We start from the raw sequence: 16,800 nt of genomic DNA on the forward strand, positions 1-16,800 counted from the left end.
GCAATATCCGATTAGCAAAAGTCCGGGTGGTATGTGTTAATGGGCGTTGCCCCGCGGCAGCACTGCTACTGGGCATCACGACGCAGTACGAAGGATGGTCGGGTCACATGGCAACTCAGGTTCGCACTCGCAGGTTCGCCCGCATCGGGGCAATTCTCGCAGGTACGGCGCTCGCCGCCTCTGCAGCATTCGGATCTGCCCAGGCGGCTCCGCTGTGGCCGGGCGGCCCCGACGTGTCGATCCCCGGCTTGCCCGGATCCTCGGACCCGGCGGCACCGGCACCCGCCCCGCAGCAGCGGGTGGCCCCGTTGGCACCGGCGAACTTCGCCGACCCCAGCATCAGCCCGTCCGGCGGCGAGGTCGTCGGAGTGGCGCAGCCCATCGCGATCCGCTTCGACGAGGCCATCGGAGATCGCGACGCCGCACTGCGCGCCATCCGCGTCACCACGAACCCGTCCGTGGACGGCCACTTCTACTGGATCAACGACACTCAGGTGCGGTGGCTGCCCAACGAGTTCTACCCGGCGCACACCCAGGTGACCGTCGAAGCAGGCGGCGCGAAAGCCGAGTTCTCCACCGGCGACTCGATCATCACCACGGCCGACGACAACACCAAGCAGATCACCGTCACCCGCAACGGCGAGGTCGTTCGCACGATGCCCACCTCCATGGGCAAGGTCGGCCACAAAACCCCGAACGGCACCTACATCGTCGGCGAGCGCTTCCGCGACATGTACATGGACTCCTCCACCTACGGGGTGCCGGTGGACTCCGAAGAGGGCTACCGCACGTACGTCGAGTACGCCACGCGCATCTCCTACAGCGGCATCTTCGTCCACGCGGCACCGTGGTCCGAGTCGCAGCAGGGCTACTCCAACTCCTCGCACGGCTGCCTCAACGTCAGCACCGAAGACGGCAAGTGGTTCTTCGAGAACGCCCAGAAGGGTGACCCCGTCATCGTCGTCAACACCGACGGCGGCACCCTCAGCGGATCCGACGGCCTCGGAGACTGGAACCGCTAGTGCCTGCGGCAGTGGTGTGGTTATGTGCCCTCCGCGGCACATAACCACACCACTGCGCAGCATTTGGTCTGTGTGACGGCACCAGTTGGGGCCGCGTTCACCATTCGTTAGCCGCGACTGAGCACAGTCCTCGCGGTGAGTGCAACAACCGAACGAGTGCTGCCCACGGCAGGCAAGAAGAGCTTCTTCTCGCGGCCGTGGACCGATTACGCACTGTTCCTGATTCTCGTGGGACCCAACCTGGTTCTGTTGGCGGTCTTCACGTACCGCCCGTTGGTGGAGAACTTCCAGTTCTCGTTCTTCGACTGGAACCTGTCCTCGCCCACGTCCACGTTCGTCGGATTCGAGAACTACCGCGAGTGGGCCGCCCGTGACGACACGTGGCAGATAGTCGGCAACACTGTCGTGTTCACCGTGGCCGCCGTCGTCGGCTCGCTGGTGCTCGGCCTGATACTCGCGCTGCTGCTCGATCGTAAACTGCGGGGCCGCAACTTCGTTCGATCCGCGGTGTTCGCGCCGTACGTGATCTCCGGCGCCGCAATCGGTATCGCATTCCAGTTCGTCTTCGATCCCAACTTCGGGCTCGTGCAGGACCTGATGCGCAGATTCGGCCTCGGTGCGGTCCCGGATTTCTATCAGGATCCGAAATGGGCGATGGTCATGATCACCGTCACCTACCTGTGGAAGAACCTGGGCTACACCTTCGTCATCTACCTCGCGGCGCTGCAGGGTGTACGTAAGGAATTGATGGAAGCGGCCGAGATCGACCAGGCCGGCCGCTGGACCACGTTCCGCAAAGTGCTTCTACCGCAACTGCGTCCGACGACGTTCTTCCTCTCGATCACGGTGTTGCTCAACTCCCTTCAGGTCTTCGACATCATCAATGTCATGACGCGCGGTGGCCCACTGGGCACCGGAACCACCACGATGGTCTACCAGGTCTACGAGGAAACGTTCCGCAACTTCCGGGCCGGCTACGGTGCGACCGTCGCGACGATCCTGTTCCTCGTGCTGTTGATCGTCACTCTCGTACAGGTACGAATCATGGATCGGGACGATCAGCGATGACCTTGGTGAGCAAGCCCGATGCTGCAGTCCCGGAAAAGCCTTCGCTCGGTCGGGACCCGCAGCGCACGCGTCGCAGCGCGAATGTCGTCGGCTACGCGGCCATGGTTGCCGTCCTGCTGATGATCGGCCTACCGCTGTTCTGGATTCTGGTCACCTCGTTCAAGGACCGACCCGACATCTATGTTCAACCGGTCACGTGGTGGCCCAGCAGCTTTCATCCGCAGAACTACAACGAGGCGACGACGGAGGTGCCGTTCTTCACGTACCTGCGCAACTCGATCGTCATCACCACGGCGGTCGCGTCGATCAAGTTCGTCCTCGGTGTGCTCAGTGCGTACGGCCTGGTCTTTCTGCGATTCCCGGGCAAGAACATCGTCTTCCTCGTCATCATTGCCGCACTGATGGTGCCCAACCAGATCACCGTCATCTCCAACTACTCGCTCATCTCCGAGCTCGGTTGGCGAAATTCGTTTCAGGGCATCATCATTCCGCTGGCAGGCGTTGCATTCGGAACCTTCCTGATGCGTAACCACTTCCTGTCGCTGCCACCGGAGATCATCGAGGCCGCGCGCATGGACGGCGCGGGCCCGGTGCGGTTGATGTTCCGCGTCATTCTGCCGCTGTCGGGTCCGACGATGGTGGCGTTCGCCATCATCACCATCGTCACCGAATGGAACGAATACCTCTGGCCGTTCCTGATGTCCGACGACTCGTCGGTTGCTCCGCTCCCGGTCGGCCTGACGTTGCTGCAGAACAGTGAGGGCTACACCAACTGGGGAGCGGTCATGGCCGCGACAGTGCTCACCATTCTGCCGATTCTTCTCGTCTTCCTCGTCCTGCAGCGCCACATGATCAAGGGCCTCACCTCCGGTGCGGTCAAGGGCTGATCCACCTCACTATCAGGAGTCGAACACCATGGCACACATCATCAATCGGCGTGGCTTCCTCACGCTCACCGGTGCGGCTGCGGCCGCCGCAGCCCTCGCGGCGTGCAGCGGTCCCGGATCGGGCTCGTCCGGCGGCGGCGGTGTCGAAGGCGATGCGAACACCATCAACTTCTGGTCGAACCACCCGGGCAAGTCCCAGGAGTTCGAGAAGGAGCTGATTTCGCGGTTCCAGGCGCAGAACCCCGGTCTGACGGTCAATCTCATCGACGGCGGCAAGAACTACGAGGAGGTGTCGCAGAAGTTCAACGCGGCGCTCTCGGGCAACGATGTGCCCGATGTCGTCGTACTCTCGGATGTCTGGTGGTTCAATTACGCACTGACCGGGGCGATCGAGCCCCTCGACAAGCACTTCTCTGCGGCCGGGGTCGACCAGTCCGATTACGTGGATTCGCTTCTTGCCGATTACAACTGGAACGGGAGCCACTGGGCTCTGCCGTACGCTCGCTCCACTCCGCTGTTCTACTACAACAAGGCCGTCTGGTCGGCAGCCGGCCTGCCCGATCGCGGACCGGCCACGTGGCAGGAATTCGACGAGTGGGGCCCGCGCATTCAGGCCGTCGTCGGAAACGGCAAGCTCGCCCACGGCTGGGGCAACGCCGTCGACTATCTCGGGTGGACGTTCGAGGGACCGATCTGGACGTTCGGCGGATCGTACTCCGATCAGTTCCAGCTGAAGTTCGACGACCCCAATACCATTGCGGCAGGCAAGTTCCTGCAGGACATGATCCACACCAAGAAGTACGCGGCGGTCTCCAACGACATCGCCAACGACTTCGCCGCGGGCATCCTCGCATCCACGATCGCCTCCACCGGAGACCTGTCCACCATCACCAAGGGTGCCGCGTTCGAGTTCGGTACGGCCTTCCTGCCGGCAACCGACGGTGCGCCCGGATGCCCCACCGGCGGCGCGGGTCTGGCCATCCCGGCCAAGATCTCCGACGAGCGAAAGGTGAACGCCCTCAAATTCATCGATTTCGTGACCAACGGTGCCAACACTGCGTACTTCTCGCAGAACACCGGGTACATGCCGGTCCGCAAGTCGGCGCAGCAGGACCCGTCGGAAATTGCGTTCCTCGAGGCCAACCCGAACGCGAAGACAGGCGTCGACCAGTTGGCGCGTACCCGATCCCAGGACGCTGCCCGCGTGTTCGTGCCTGGCGGCGACAAGATCATCGGTAGCGGTCTCGAGCAGATCGCTCTGCAGAATGCAGATGTCGCAACGACATTCGCGTCCATCTCGGACCAATTGCAGCAGATCATCGACCGCCAGATCACCCCGAAGCTGCCGAAGTAATGGCGACCGTTCACTATGCGGGTGTCTCGCACAGGTACCCGGGCGCGGACTCTCTCGCAGTCGACACGCTCGAACTCGACATAGCGGACGGCGAGTTCATCGTGCTGGTGGGACCGTCCGGATGTGGAAAGTCGACGAGTCTGCGGATGTTGGCCGGCCTCGAATCCGTCGAGAGCGGCCACATCGACATCGGCGGAGTGGACGTCACCTCGCTCGCCCCACGGGCAAGGGACGTCGCGATGGTGTTCCAGAACTACGCGCTGTACCCCAACATGACCGTCGGCGACAACATGGGCTTCGCACTGCGAAACGCGGGAATGAGCAAGGTCGACACAGCGGCTCGCGTTCTGGATGCCGCGAGGATGCTCGAACTCGAGCCACTGCTGGGTCGCAAGCCCGGCAAGCTCTCCGGTGGGCAGCGGCAGCGAGTGGCCATGGGGCGAGCAATCGTTCGTCAACCCAAGGTGTTCTGCATGGACGAGCCGCTATCCAACCTCGACGCCAAATTGCGAGTGTCGACGAGGGCCCAGATCGCCGGACTGCAGAAGCGATTGGGTACCACGACCGTGTACGTCACCCATGATCAGGTCGAGGCGATGACAATGGGTGACCGGGTTGCGGTGTTGCGGGACGGCAAGTTACAGCAGATCGCCGCACCGCGGGAGCTGTACGACAACCCCGTCAACACCTTCGTCGCCGGGTTCATCGGGTCTCCCGGCATGAACCTCGTCGACGCTCCCGTGCACGAGGGCGCTGCGGTCCTCGGAGACGTTCGGATCCCTGTTCCGTCGTCGGCGGGCAACCGCGTCGTCGTCGGGGTTCGGCCGGAATCGTGGGAGCTCGTCGGCGAACATGCGGGTGGACTCCGGCTCACCGTCGAATTGATCGAGGAATTGGGTGCGGAGTCGTTCGTGTACGCCTCGGCGCCCAACGCCGACGGTCAGTGGACGACGCCCTCGGGACGTATTTCGGTGAGGGTGGATCGCAAGCTGTCGGTCGCCCTCGCCGAGACCGTCCGGTTGAAGCCGGTGCTCGACGAACTGTTCTTCTTCGACTCCGCTACCGGCCTGCGGTTGTCCTGACGGGTTCACCCAGATCCACCGGAAGTGTTGCCCACCCATGCAATACGCGCGTGTCGCGACGGGTTCCCTCGCCTGCCGAACGCAGGTGGGGGAACCTGTCGAACAACGTCTTCAGACCCACCTCCGACTCTGCCTTCGCCAGCGCTGCGCCCAGGCAGTAGTGGCGTCCGCCGGAGAACGACAGGTGCTTACCCGCGTTGTCGCGGGTGACGTCGAACCGGTCGGGGTCCTCGAACACCAGCGGATCGCGGTTGGCACCGGCCAGCACGAGGACGACCAGTGAGTCCTTCGTGATCGGCACACCCTCGACGACGACGTCGTGCTTGGCCGCCCGAGCTGTCAGCTGAACGGGAGATTCCATCCGCAACATCTCGTCGATCGCGGTGGGCCAGTGCGATGGATCCTGTTGCAGCACAGCCAGTTGATCCGGATGATCGAGCAGGAGTTGGATGCCGCTGCCGAGCAGATTGACGGTTGTCTCGAACCCGGCCGCCAATACCAATCCTGCTGTAGCCCTGAGCTCTTCGTCGTTCAGGCCGATGCCCTCGTCCTCGGCGGCGATCAGTTGGCTCATCAGGTCGTCGCCGGGGTTGAGGCGAAGTTCGGCGATGTGCTGCGAGAGCCACGCGTCGAAACCGATGAGGCCACGCTCCACCTGCTTGAACTGGCTCCACGAGATACCGATGTCGAGGCTGGGTGCCGCCATTTCGCCGAATTCGAGGACGCGCTGATTGTCCTTCTCCGGAACGCCGAGGATGCGGCCGATGACTGCGACGGGAAGGCGAGCGCAGTACCTGTCGACGATGTCGACGACAGGGCTGCCGTCGGACAATTCGTCGAGTAGCGCGTCCGCGGTTTCCTGCACCTGATCTCGCATCTGCGCGACCGCCCGGGCGGTGAAGACCGAGGACACCAGCTTGCGGTAGCGGGTGTGATCGGGCGGCTCGACCGACAGCAGGGACGGCGGGAGGATCGGATGCAGGGCACCGGAGCGGGTGTGGCGTTCCACCCACTTCAGCGGTGCCGGCAACGTGCCGCCCAGCTGGGTGACCCGAAAATCGTCGGACCGCAGCAGCGCGAACGCCACCCGGTGATGCACGGTGATGTTGGAGATCCGAGTCTTCACCAGCGGTGCCGTCGCCCGCAGTTCCTCGTACACCGGCGTCGGATTTGCCCGCGTCGCCGGATCGGCGACCAGCATGGCCTGCCGGTCACCGGCGGCCGCAGCACGCTTGGCCCCGAACCTGATGACCCCGTGCGCCGCGATCCACCGTACGAATTCCCTCATCCGCTGTCCTCCCCTTTGTCCCGCCCTATGTGAGTGGTTTCTCGTAGCAGACTACGAAGTTCCACTCACGTGCTACCAGATCTTGACGCGCTTCCCCGGGTCCAAGTACAGCGCATCACCGGGCTGAACGTCGAACGCTTCGTGAAAACTGTCCAGATTGCGCACGACTCCGTTGCACCGGAACTCCGGCGGCGAGTGCGGATCGACGGCGAGACGACGGATCGCTTCGGCGTCTCGTGCCTTGGTGCGCCACACCTGCGACCAGCCGAAGAACACGCGCTGCAACCCGGTCAGGCCGTCGAGCACCGGTGCGTCCTTGCCCTCGAGCGAGATTTCGTAAGCGGCGACGGCGATGGACAGGCCACCCAGATCGCCGATGTTCTCACCGATGGTGAATTCGCCGTTGACCTTGTGGCCGGGCAGTGCCTTCGGCTCGAATTCGTTGTACTGCTCGATCAGGGCTGTGGTGCGCTTGCTGAATTCGGTGCGGTCGCTGTCGGTCCACCAATCCACCATGTTGCCGTCGCCGTCGTACTTGGCACCCTGGTCGTCGAATCCGTGCCCGATCTCGTGCCCGATGACGGCTCCGATCCCGCCGTAGTTGGCTGCGTCGTCGGCCTCGGCGTCGAAGAACGGCGGCTGCAGAATGGCTGCGGGAAAGACGATTTCGTTCATCCCGGGGTTGTAGTACGCGTTGACGGTCTGCGGCGTCATGAACCATTCGTCGCGATCGACCGGTCCGCCGAGCTTGTCGAGATCACGCTGATAGTCGGCCTCGTAACCGCGGCGGTAGTTGCCGAGCAGATCGTCGGCGGCGATGACGACGCTCGAGTAGTCGCGCCAGCGGTCGGGGTAGCCGATCTTGGGAGTGAACTTGTCCAGCTTGTCCAAGGCCTTGCGGCGCGTCTCCGGGCTCATCCATTCGAGCTCGGAGATGTTGCGGCGGTAGGCCTCGGTGAGGTTGTCGACGAGCACCTGCATACGTGCCTTCGAGTCCGCCGGGAAGTGGCGTTCGACGTAGAGCTTGCCGACGGCCTCGCCGAGGACGTCCTGTACGAGCGAGACGCCGCGCTTCCAGCGCTCGCGGTTCTCCTCGGTTCCGGTCAGCGTCGTTCCGTAGAACGCAAAGTTCTCGTCGACGAGTGCGCTGGTCAGGAACGGGGCCCGGGCATGGACGACGCGCCACGCGAGCCACGCCTTCCACGTCTCGATATCCTCCGACGTCCACAGGGACACGAACGTGTTGACGAACGGTGGCTGGCGCACGACGATCTCGGCGAACTGTTCGGTGGTGCCACCGAGGCCGGAAATCCATGCAGTCCAATTGAATCCGGGCTCGTTCTGCACCAGAGTGTCGAACTGGACGAGGTTGTAGCTCTTCTCGGCGTCGCGCCGGGCGACGACGTCCCAGTGGCCCGCGGCGATCTTTCGCTCGAGATCGAACACCGTCTGTGCGTCGTACTCGACGCCGCTGAGCGCGAACATCTTCGCGATGTGCGCGATGTAGCTCGTGCGGATGTCGGCGTACTCGTCCTGGCGGTAGTACGACTCGTCGGGCAGGCCGATTCCGGACTGGCTGAAGTGCACCAGGTAGCGGTCGGATCGCTTGGCGTCGGTGTCGACGTAGTGAGCGATACCGCCGCCGACTCCGGTGCGTTGCAGAGAGCCGAGAACGCCTGCGAGCGTAACCAAGTCGGTCGCATCGGCAACGGCGGTGAGCTCGTCGGCGATCGGGGTGGTGCCGAGCTGTTCGGCCCGGTCGGCGTCCATGAAGCTCGAGAACAGGTCGCCGATCTTCTGTGCGTCGCTACCGGCGGGCGGATTCGCGGCCGCCGATTCTTCGATGATGGTCTGTACATCGACCTCGGCGCGGTCGTACAACGTCCGGAACGCACCGTCGACGGCGCGGTCGGCGGGAATGCTGTAGTCCTCCAGCCATTTGCCGTTGACGTGCACGAAGAGGTCGTCCTGCGCGCGTGTGTTCTCGTCCTGGTAGCTGAGATCGATGCCCGAGTTCACTACTGAAGTCATGTATCCATCTTTACACTCTTGCGCTCGATTGAACGGGTGTTTAATGTGCTGTACATGCGTTCAGCATCGGAGGATCTGACCACTCGCGCGCGGATCCGCGACACCGCGATCGACGTCTTCGGCGTGCAGGGTTTCACCGCCGGTGTGCGGTCCATCGCCAGCGCCGCCGGCGTTTCACCCGGGCTGCTCAACCACCACTTCGGGTCCAAGGACGGACTTCGGGCAGCGTGCGACGAGTACGTCCTGCGTACGATCCGCGAATCGAAGGCCGCCTCGGCCGGTCCTACCGGGGTGATGGAACAGCTTGCTCGCATCGACGAGTACGCACCGCTCGTCGCCTACATCGTGCGGAGCTTCTCCTCGGGCGGAGCTCTGGCCCGAGAGTTATTCGAGCACATGGTCGACGACGCGGTCCGGTACCTCGACGACGGAGTACGCGACGGCCGATTCACACCCAGCCGCGACCCCGCGGCGCGCGCCCGGTTCCTGACGCGCCAGAACGTGGGCGGTCTGCTGTTGTACGTGCAGATGGCCGGCCCGGACGTCGATTTCCGTGCGGCTCTGAGCGCGCTCGGCGACGAGGTCATGCTGCCGGCACTCGAGCTGTACACCGATGGATTGTTCACCGATTCCCGAATCTTGGACACCTATCTGGAGGCCGAGCAATGACCGACGCCATCGCAGTCGCCGATCTGGTGAAGACGTTCGGTTCGGTCCGGGCCCTCGACGGCCTGAACCTGCACGTCGAGACCGGTGATGTGCACGGCTTTCTCGGCCCCAACGGGTCGGGTAAATCCACCACGATCCGCGTACTGCTCGGTCTCGTGCGCGCGACGTCGGGGACGGTCCGGTTGCTCGGCGGTGATCCATGGGCAGACGGCGTCGCGCTGCATCGACGGCTGGCCTACGTTCCCGGAGATGTGACGCTGTGGCCGTCGTTGACCGGCGGAGAGGTGATCGATCTGCTCGCCAGGATGCGCGGCGGTATCGACTCCGACCGCCGGGCGGAGCTGATCGAACGGTTCTCCCTCGACCCAGGAAAGCGGAGTCGCACCTATTCGAAAGGCAATCGCCAGAAGGTCGCTCTGATCTCGGCCCTGGCATCGAACGTGGAGCTGCTACTCCTCGACGAGCCCACTTCCGGTCTCGATCCCCTGATGGAGCAGCAGTTCGCCGAATGCGTGAAAGATGCTGCGCGACGCGGAGTCACGGTGCTGCTGTCCTCGCACATCCTGTCCGAGGTGGATGCGTTGTGCAGTTCGGTCACCATCGTCCGGGACGGGCGCACGGTGGACACCGGGACCCTGGCGTCGATGCGGCACCTCACCCGCACGACGATGACCATCACTGTGGATCGAGTACCCGGCGATCTCGACAGGCTCTCCGGGGTCAGTGGGGTGACCGTGGACGGGTCCACGATTACCTGCACGGTGGAGAACGAGGCGCTCGCTGCGGTGATGCACGTCCTGGCCGACGCAGGCGTGCAGAGCATGATCAGCTCCGCGCCGACTCTCGAAGAGCTGTTCCTGAGGTACTACGCATGAACAGCCTGAGCGGCACAGCGGCATTGCTGCGGTTGTATCTACGCCGCGACCGACTCGTGTTGCCGATCTGGGTCGTTCTGCTCGGAGCGCTCCCGCTGCTGTACGCGATCAGCTTCGAGGGGCTGTATCCGACGGCGGCAGACCGTCGAACGTTCTATCTCGGCACCGAGGCAGTGCCGGCGCAAGCGGCTCTCGTAGGGCCGATCTTCGGTAGCGACCTCGGTGCCCTGGTGTCGTGGCGCGCCGGACTGATGCTGACCCTCGTTCCGTTGGCGGCGATCCTCACCGTCGTTCGGCATACCCGCGGTGAGGAGGACGCGGGCCGTGTCGAGCTGGTCGGGTCGACTGCAGTGGGCAGATTCGCAGGACTGACGGCGGCCGTGCTGCTGGCGGGCGGCGGCGTGGTGGCGACGGGATTGCTGTCGTTCGTTTCGCTGTGGGCATTCGGTCTGCCGGTGGCCGGGAGCGTCGCGTTCGGTGCCTCGATCGTCGTCGTCGGTGCGGTGTTCGTCGGCTGCGCGGGGCTGGCGGCACAGGTGGCGTCCGGGGCTCGCGCGGCTCGCGGATATGCCCTCGGCGTGTTGGCTGCAGCGTTCGTTCTCAGAGCGATCGGCGACATCGGTTCGGGAACCCTGTCGTGGTTCTCGCCGATCGGGTGGTCGGCACAGGTGCGACCGTTCGCCGACGAACGGTGGTGGCCGCTGTTGCTGTCGCTGGCGACCGCGACGGCGTTCGTCGCCGCAGCGTTCGTGGCAGCGAATCGACGCGATCTCGGCAGTGGTCTGCGGGCCGAACGCCGCGGCCGGGTGGCTGCCGTTCCGTCACTGTCCGGTCCCGTCGCGCTCGCGTGGCGACTGTCCCGCGGAACCACCGTCGTCTGGACCGTCGGCCTCGCCCTGTTCGGTATCGCGATCGGGTCGTCCACGGACGGCATCGGCGATCAACTCGGCAGCAGCGCCGCCATCAGCGACGCACTGGGCAAGTTCGGCGGCACCACGATCGAACAGTCGTTCATCGCCGTCGTGCTGAGCATGGTCGGCATCATGGTGGCGGCCTATTCCGCGTCGGCCGTGCTACGTCTGCACAGCGAGGAAGAGTCGGGTCTGGCCGAGATCGTGCTGGCCACCGGTATATCGCGCCGTCGGTGGGCGGCGGGGTATCTGCTCTTCGCCGTCCTCGGCCCGGTGTGGCTACTGCTGGTCGTCGGCCTCACCATCGGGCTGACGTACGGGTCGGCGACCGGCGATGTATCGGGCGAATTGCCGTCCGTCGTGGGCGGTGCACTGAGTCAGCTCCCGGCCGTGTGGGTGGTGACGGCCATCGGCGTGGCATTGTTCGGCGCTGTCCCTCGATTCGCGACCGTCCTGTGGGCGGTCCTCGGCGGCTTCGTTGCCCTGGGGCAGATCGGGGCGGTGGTCGGGCTGCCCCAGTGGTCACAGGACATCTCGCCGTTCACCCACCTGCCCAAGCTGCCGGGTGGAGAATTCTCGGTAATGCCCTCGCTGTGGCTCGTCGCTGTCGCCGCCGCCGCAGGCGGTGCCGGAAGCATCGCGCTGCGCCGACGGGACGTCCGCGGCTGAGTGAATCGGCCGCGACTCAGTTCGGTGTCGAGTCGCCGTACTGGTTCTCGACGTTCTGCTGGAATTCGTCGGCGCATTGCTGTTGCGCTGCAGTATCGCTGCCTGCGTTGGTCATGCAGTCGGTGAAGTCCTGTCCACCGACTGCATTGAACAGGCCGACGCCGACGACGACGAGAACGATCGACAAAGCCGCCGCCACGAAACCGAGAATGATCGCGATGAGAGACACGGTGCCGTTGGTGGCGACGCGCTTCTTGTACCTCGACCGACCGATGAAGCCGAGGACGATCGCGATCAGGCCGAGAACAATGCCGCCGACGATGGTCCAGGAGAACAGCACACCGAGAATCGCGAGAACCAGAGCCACTGTGCCGATGGTGTTCTTCGGCGCTACCGGCTGTTGCTCGTATCCACCCTGCTGATATCCGCCCTGCTGGGGGTACTCGCCGGGTGAAGGGTAGTTTCCGGGCGGGGGATAGTCATTCGACACGTCTGATACCTCCGAGATCGGCGATCGTGAACGCTCGGAGTGTATGCAGATCTCAGTCGTGCGCGCAGACGCCACGTGCCCCCGTGATCAACTTGTCATCGAGCGTTCCTGTCAGCCGCCCAGTCGCGAGTGCATCTCCCAGATCAGGATCTCGGCTGGTTCCGAGGCTGTAATTCGCTGTCCGCCAGTGGAACTCATGCGTACCGCGTCACCCTCGTACAGTTCTCCGACACCCTCCATCGAGACGGTGCCGCGGACCACGAACACGTGCACGAACGGTGCGTCGGGAACGGTCACGGTCGAATCCGGTGTCAGTCGCGCAGCGTGCAACGCGGCCGATTTCTGGCCGATGCCGATGGCCGCCTGACCACGGTGTCGGTTCATTCCCGACGCGACGGTGACGAGTCCGCCGCGCAGCAGTTCGTCGTCGATCTCGAGTTGCTCGTAGCCCGGTGCGGTGCCGGGGCTGTCGGGCATCACCCACATCTGTACGAAGCGGACGGGTTCGGTGTGCCGATTGCCGTCGATACTCCAGGAGTCGTTCTTCTCCGAGTGCATGATGCCTTTGCCCGCACTCATCCGTTGCGCCAGTCCGGGATAGATGATGCCGGAGTGCCCGATCGAATCCTGATGCACCAGAGAGCCCTGCACCACCCACGTGATGATCTCCGTGTCGCGGTGCGGATGCGTTTCGAATCCCTGCCCGGCGGTGACGATGTCGTCGTTGTTCACCAACAACAGGCCGTGGTGGGTGTTCTCGGGGTCGTAGTGCTGACCGAAAGAGAACGAGTGCTTCGAGTCGAGCCAGGACACACGGGTTTTCAGTCGATCACCGGCACGATGCACGTCGATGTGGGCGGTCAGTGGAGCGGACATGTCCCCACTGTACGAGCATGTCGATGCACCGGCGTACGACCTGCATAACGTTCGGGTGTCTTTGCCGCCGGGGTGTGACGGCGGCCCCGAGTGGGTAGGTTCGGACACGGTACGGTCACACGCTCTGCAACTCCCCGAAGGCGGCGAGAGATACTCATGGTCGGTTCCAGCTCGAGCGCGGCACACGCTGTTCGACACCTGCTCGAGGACGCACTGGTGTCGTGGTTGCCAGGTCAACGATGGTTCGGCGCAAAGGGTTCGACGGTGGGTGCCGTACGGATCGTCGCTCGCGACGTACTGCACGACGAGCCGCATTTCGCCGCCGAGCACCTGCTCGTCGAGGTGGACCTCGTCCAAGACGGCACGTCGGTGACCCAGACCTATCAGGTGCCCCTCGGTTTCCGCACCGAGGTGCCCGAGGAACTACGCCCGTGGTTGTTGCCGGTGCCCGGTGAGGTGGCAGTGTTCGACGGGTTACGTGATCCGGAGATCATCGCCCTGTACGGTGACGCGTTCTCCGATGAGAACCCCACGGGCAGTATCGAATTCAAGGTCGTCGACGGTTCGAGCGTGCCGCAGGGCATGCGCGGTCGGGTTCTGGGTGCAGAGCAGTCCAACACGTCGGTGATCCTCGGTGATCTGCTGCTGCTCAAGCTGTTTCGTCAGGTACCGCCCGGAATCAGTCCGGACGTCGAGTTGCACCGTGCGCTGGCCGAGGCCGGCAGCGTCAACGTGGCACCGCTGCGAGGGTGGCTCGAAGCGCAGGTCGGCGGTGAGACGACCACACTGGGGATGATCCAGGACTTCGCCGCGAATTCTGCCGAGGGATGGACCACTGCGCTGGCCAGCGTGCGCGAGGTGTTCGATTCCCCCGCCACACCGATCGAGGATTTGTCCGCCGATTTCGCTCCCCACGCGTATCGACTCGGCGCTGCCGTCGCGCAGGTACACCACGACCTCGCTTCGGTTTTGGGTACCGCCGAACGTTCCGTGGAATCGACGGCCGTCGAAGAGATCCTCGAGCGCATCTCCGGAGTAGCGCGAGTGGTTCCGGAGATCGCCCAGTACATCCCCGCCGCGACGGCCCTGATCTCACGGGCAGAGACGTCGACCAGTACCACCGTCCAACGCATTCACGGCGATCTGCATCTGGGGCAGGTATTGGGGACCCCCGAACGGTGGCTGCTCATCGATTTCGAGGGAGAGCCGGCCAAGACGCTGGACGAGCGCAGACAAATGGACAGTGCTTTGCGCGACGTCGCGGGAATGCTGCGGTCGTTCGACTATGCCGCCAACCACCTCCTCGTCGACCTGCCGGAGGACCCGGCTCTACGGGAACGCGCCGAGCAGTGGGCTGCGCGGAGCATCACGGCCTTCTTCGACGGGTACGCGTCGGTGGCCGGCCACGATCCACGCGACGAAGCCGATCTGCTGCGCGCGTACGAATTGGACAAAGCGGTCTACGAGGTTCTGTACGAAGCGCGCAATCGACCGACCTGGCTGTCTCTGCCGATGCGCGCGGTCGAACGGTTGGTCAGCTGACTGCCGGGAAACGGGCTGTAGGGGCGGGCGTGGACCGGCCCGTCTACGACAAGTACCGTATTGCCTGACACGGGAGGCAGGACATGAACGGTATTTTGGCAATTTTCGGCATCGCGGTGGTAGTCATCACCATCGTCGTGGTGGTCGTGCTCGTCGCGGTGTTGTTCGTCGCGTCGATCAAGCCCGACAAGCTGAACATCGACCTCGGTCGCAAGAAGCGTGAACGGGAAGAAAGTTCCTCGAAGGTCTGAGACCTCGGTCACCTCTGGCACCGATTCGCGCAGACGCGGAGTTGTATCGATTCGAAGCGTCGGTCGACGCTTCCGGTTCTACAACTGGAGACCTCGTGAGCACAGCACTGTCAGCGCCTACGGAGCCCGACTGCAGGGCGCGCCTGTTCGGTGAGACTGTGCCGGCCCAGTTCGCTCGTTTCGTGATCGTCGGGGTATCGAGCAACGGCGTCTATGCACTGCTGTTCGTCGCTCTCGCGTCGTTCGGGCCTTTCCCCGCCAATCTGGCGGGAGCGTCGGCGAGCACCGTTCTCGCCAACGAGTTGCACCGTCGCCACACCTTCCACGCCGCCGACCGCGTCGGCTGGTTCCAGACCCAGTGGGAAGCGGGAGGACTCGCCCTGATCGGGCTGGGTCTGAGTACCGCCGCGCTGGCCGCAGTCCACCTCCTTGTTCCCGCCGCCGCCACGTACGTTCAAGTCCTGGCTGTGATCGCCGTCAGCGGTCTGGTCGGTGCCGCTCGATTCCTCGCCCTTCGTGGATGGGTGTTCCGCTCGCCGAGCCTCCCCGGGATGGAAGCGGCTCACTCGTGATGCTGTGACAGAGCACGACCGGTCTCGAAGATCGGTTGCTACCTGTAACAGAGTTTCGGCGAGGCTTCGTGATAGTCGCCCGTATCGACCTAGGCTCGTGAGCTGACGTCAATGCGAGGAGGCATGTCGAATGGCCAGGGATCTGACACAGCTCGAGCTTCTGCAGGAGCTGGTGCCCACTGCCGAGGACAATGTGAACCGTCATATTTCGATGGCGCGCGAATGGCATCCCCACGACTACGTGCCGTGGGACGAGGGCCGTAACTTCGCCGCCCTCGGCGGCACGGACTACGACCCGGAGCAGTCCAAGCTCTCCGACGTCGCGCAGGCCGCGATGATCACCAACCTGCTCACCGAGGACAATCTGCCGTCCTACCACCGTGAGATCGCCGAGAATTTCTCCCAGGACGGTGCCTGGGGAACGTGGGTCGGCCGGTGGACCGCCGAAGAGAACCGTCACGGCATCGTCATGCGCGACTACCTCGTCGTCACCCGCGGCGTCGATCCCGTCGCCCTCGAAGAAGCCCGCATGATCCACATGACCAACGGGTACGCGTCGCCCGCCGGCGCAGGTCGGTCTGTTGCACTCGGTCGCGTACGTGACGTTCCAGGAACTGGCGACCCGCGTCTCGCACCGCAACACCGGCAAGGTCTGTGACGACCCGATCGCCGACCGCATGCTCCAGCGCATCGCCGCCGACGAGAACCTGCACATGATCTTCTACCGCAACATCACCGGCGCAGCGATGGACATCTCGCCGGATCAGACGTTGCAGGCTGTCTCGGACATCGTGACGAACTTCGTCATGCCCGGTGCAGGCATGCCGAACTTCCGCCGCAACGGTGTGTTGATGGCCAAGCACGGCATCTACGACCTGCGCCAGCACCTCGAAGACGTCGTCTGGCCCGTGCTGCGCAAGTGGCAAGTGTTCGAGCGCAACGACTTCACCGCCCGCGGTGAGAACAAGCGTGAAGAACTCGCCGCGTTCCTCGAAGACCTCGAACGCCAGGCCACCAAGTTCGAGGAGATGCGAGATCGCTCGCTGGCCCGCGAACGCGCCAGGGCCGAGGCGCGCGCGTCCTGAGGTGACCCATGTGAGCGGAACTTCGTAGTCTGCTACGGGCGGATTCGAGCGGTGGTTGCAACGTGCCTGATCATTAGGGATGTTTGCGATGGTTCACCCGGGTTTCTCACATCAGGTTCGGATGACGT

General features: G+C 64.1%; 15 protein-coding genes and 1 pseudogene. 12 read left to right on the forward strand and 4 right to left on the reverse strand.

The genetic code is table 11. From position 1 onward, the window contains the following. Nucleotides 1–107 precede the first annotated feature (107 nt). From CH278_RS09870 to CH278_RS09890, 5 genes are all read left to right on the forward strand, one after another. Entirely contained in the window at nt 108–1,022 is a 915-nt protein-coding gene (locus tag CH278_RS09870; protein WP_094621806.1) for a L,D-transpeptidase, read from the forward strand. A gap of 135 nt (nt 1,023–1,157) precedes the next feature. Further along, nucleotides 1,158–2,090 carry a carbohydrate ABC transporter permease gene (locus CH278_RS09875; RefSeq protein ID WP_174557223.1) on the forward strand — a complete coding sequence of 311 codons (933 nt, stop codon included), beginning with the start codon at nt 1,158–1,160 and terminating at the stop codon, nt 2,088–2,090. Continuing rightward, nucleotides 2,087–2,977 carry a carbohydrate ABC transporter permease gene (locus CH278_RS09880; protein ID WP_094621807.1) on the forward strand — a complete coding sequence of 297 codons (891 nt, stop codon included), beginning with the start codon at nt 2,087–2,089 and terminating at the stop codon, nt 2,975–2,977. The genes CH278_RS09875 and CH278_RS09880 overlap by 4 nt, the downstream gene beginning before the upstream one ends. A gap of 28 nt (nt 2,978–3,005) precedes the next feature. Then, nucleotides 3,006–4,331, forward strand: coding sequence for an ABC transporter substrate-binding protein (locus CH278_RS09885; protein WP_094621808.1), 1,326 nt, complete (start codon nt 3,006–3,008; stop codon nt 4,329–4,331). Further along, on the forward strand, nt 4,331–5,413 hold the full coding sequence (locus CH278_RS09890) for an ABC transporter ATP-binding protein (RefSeq protein WP_094621809.1): 1,083 nt from the start codon (nt 4,331–4,333) through the stop codon (nt 5,411–5,413). The genes CH278_RS09885 and CH278_RS09890 overlap by 1 nt, the downstream gene beginning before the upstream one ends. Here CH278_RS09890 and CH278_RS09895 read toward each other — a convergent pair. Together CH278_RS09895 and CH278_RS09900 are read right to left on the reverse strand one after the other, a co-directional pair. Continuing rightward, nucleotides 5,391–6,701 (reverse strand): cytochrome P450, encoded by a 1,311-nt coding sequence (locus CH278_RS09895; protein WP_027495274.1) that lies wholly within the window; start codon nt 6,699–6,701, stop codon nt 5,391–5,393. The genes CH278_RS09890 and CH278_RS09895 overlap by 23 nt on opposite strands. A gap of 72 nt (nt 6,702–6,773) precedes the next feature. Beyond that, nucleotides 6,774–8,732: a M13 family metallopeptidase gene (locus tag CH278_RS09900; RefSeq protein ID WP_094621810.1), complete on the reverse strand. Its 1,959-nt coding sequence runs from the start codon at nt 8,730–8,732 to the stop codon at nt 6,774–6,776. Nucleotides 8,733–8,786: 54 nt separating this feature from the next. Here CH278_RS09900 and CH278_RS09905 point away from each other — a divergent pair, with 54 nt between their 5' ends. The 3 genes from CH278_RS09905 to CH278_RS09915 are packed head-to-tail and all read left to right on the forward strand — an operon-like array spanning nt 8,787 to nt 11,856. Then, nucleotides 8,787–9,401, forward strand: coding sequence for a TetR/AcrR family transcriptional regulator (locus CH278_RS09905; protein ID WP_027495276.1), 615 nt, complete (start codon nt 8,787–8,789; stop codon nt 9,399–9,401). Further along, nucleotides 9,398–10,276 (forward strand): ABC transporter ATP-binding protein, encoded by an 879-nt coding sequence (locus CH278_RS09910; RefSeq protein ID WP_094621811.1) that lies wholly within the window; start codon nt 9,398–9,400, stop codon nt 10,274–10,276. The genes CH278_RS09905 and CH278_RS09910 overlap by 4 nt, the downstream gene beginning before the upstream one ends. Next, nucleotides 10,273–11,856, forward strand: a complete 1,584-nt coding sequence (locus CH278_RS09915) for an ABC transporter permease (RefSeq protein WP_256991775.1) — start codon at nt 10,273–10,275, stop codon at nt 11,854–11,856. Before CH278_RS09910 ends, CH278_RS09915 begins: the two co-directional genes overlap by 4 nt. Before the next feature lie 16 nt (nt 11,857–11,872). On the opposite strand, the gene CH278_RS09920 is transcribed toward CH278_RS09915, so the two are convergent. Continuing rightward, nucleotides 11,873–12,346: a DUF4190 domain-containing protein gene (locus CH278_RS09920; RefSeq protein WP_228139326.1), complete on the reverse strand. Its 474-nt coding sequence runs from the start codon at nt 12,344–12,346 to the stop codon at nt 11,873–11,875. Between the two features lie 111 nt (nt 12,347–12,457). Then, nucleotides 12,458–13,222 (reverse strand): pirin family protein, encoded by a 765-nt coding sequence (locus CH278_RS09925; RefSeq protein WP_032382365.1) that lies wholly within the window; start codon nt 13,220–13,222, stop codon nt 12,458–12,460. A 156-nt stretch (nt 13,223–13,378) separates the two neighbouring features. Here CH278_RS09925 and CH278_RS09930 point away from each other — a divergent pair, with 156 nt between their 5' ends. From CH278_RS09930 to CH278_RS09940, 4 genes and pseudogenes are all read left to right on the forward strand, one after another. Next, nucleotides 13,379–14,764 (forward strand): maltokinase N-terminal cap-like domain-containing protein, encoded by a 1,386-nt coding sequence (locus CH278_RS09930; protein ID WP_094621812.1) that lies wholly within the window; start codon nt 13,379–13,381, stop codon nt 14,762–14,764. An 83-nt stretch (nt 14,765–14,847) separates the two neighbouring features. After that, on the forward strand, nt 14,848–15,015 hold the full coding sequence (locus CH278_RS27435; RefSeq protein ID WP_167326956.1) for a hypothetical protein: 168 nt from the start codon (nt 14,848–14,850) through the stop codon (nt 15,013–15,015). 95 nt (nt 15,016–15,110) lie between these two features. Further along, nucleotides 15,111–15,587, forward strand: coding sequence for a GtrA family protein (locus tag CH278_RS09935; protein WP_027495282.1), 477 nt, complete (start codon nt 15,111–15,113; stop codon nt 15,585–15,587). A gap of 130 nt (nt 15,588–15,717) precedes the next feature. Further along, nucleotides 15,718–16,672 (forward strand): annotated as a pseudogene (locus CH278_RS09940) (acyl-ACP desaturase). Nucleotides 16,673–16,800: the final 128 nt, after the last annotated feature.

The organism is Rhodococcus sp. 05-2254-5 (genome assembly GCF_002258575.1).
Taxonomy (GTDB): domain Bacteria; phylum Actinomycetota; class Actinomycetes; order Mycobacteriales; family Mycobacteriaceae; genus Rhodococcoides; species Rhodococcoides fascians.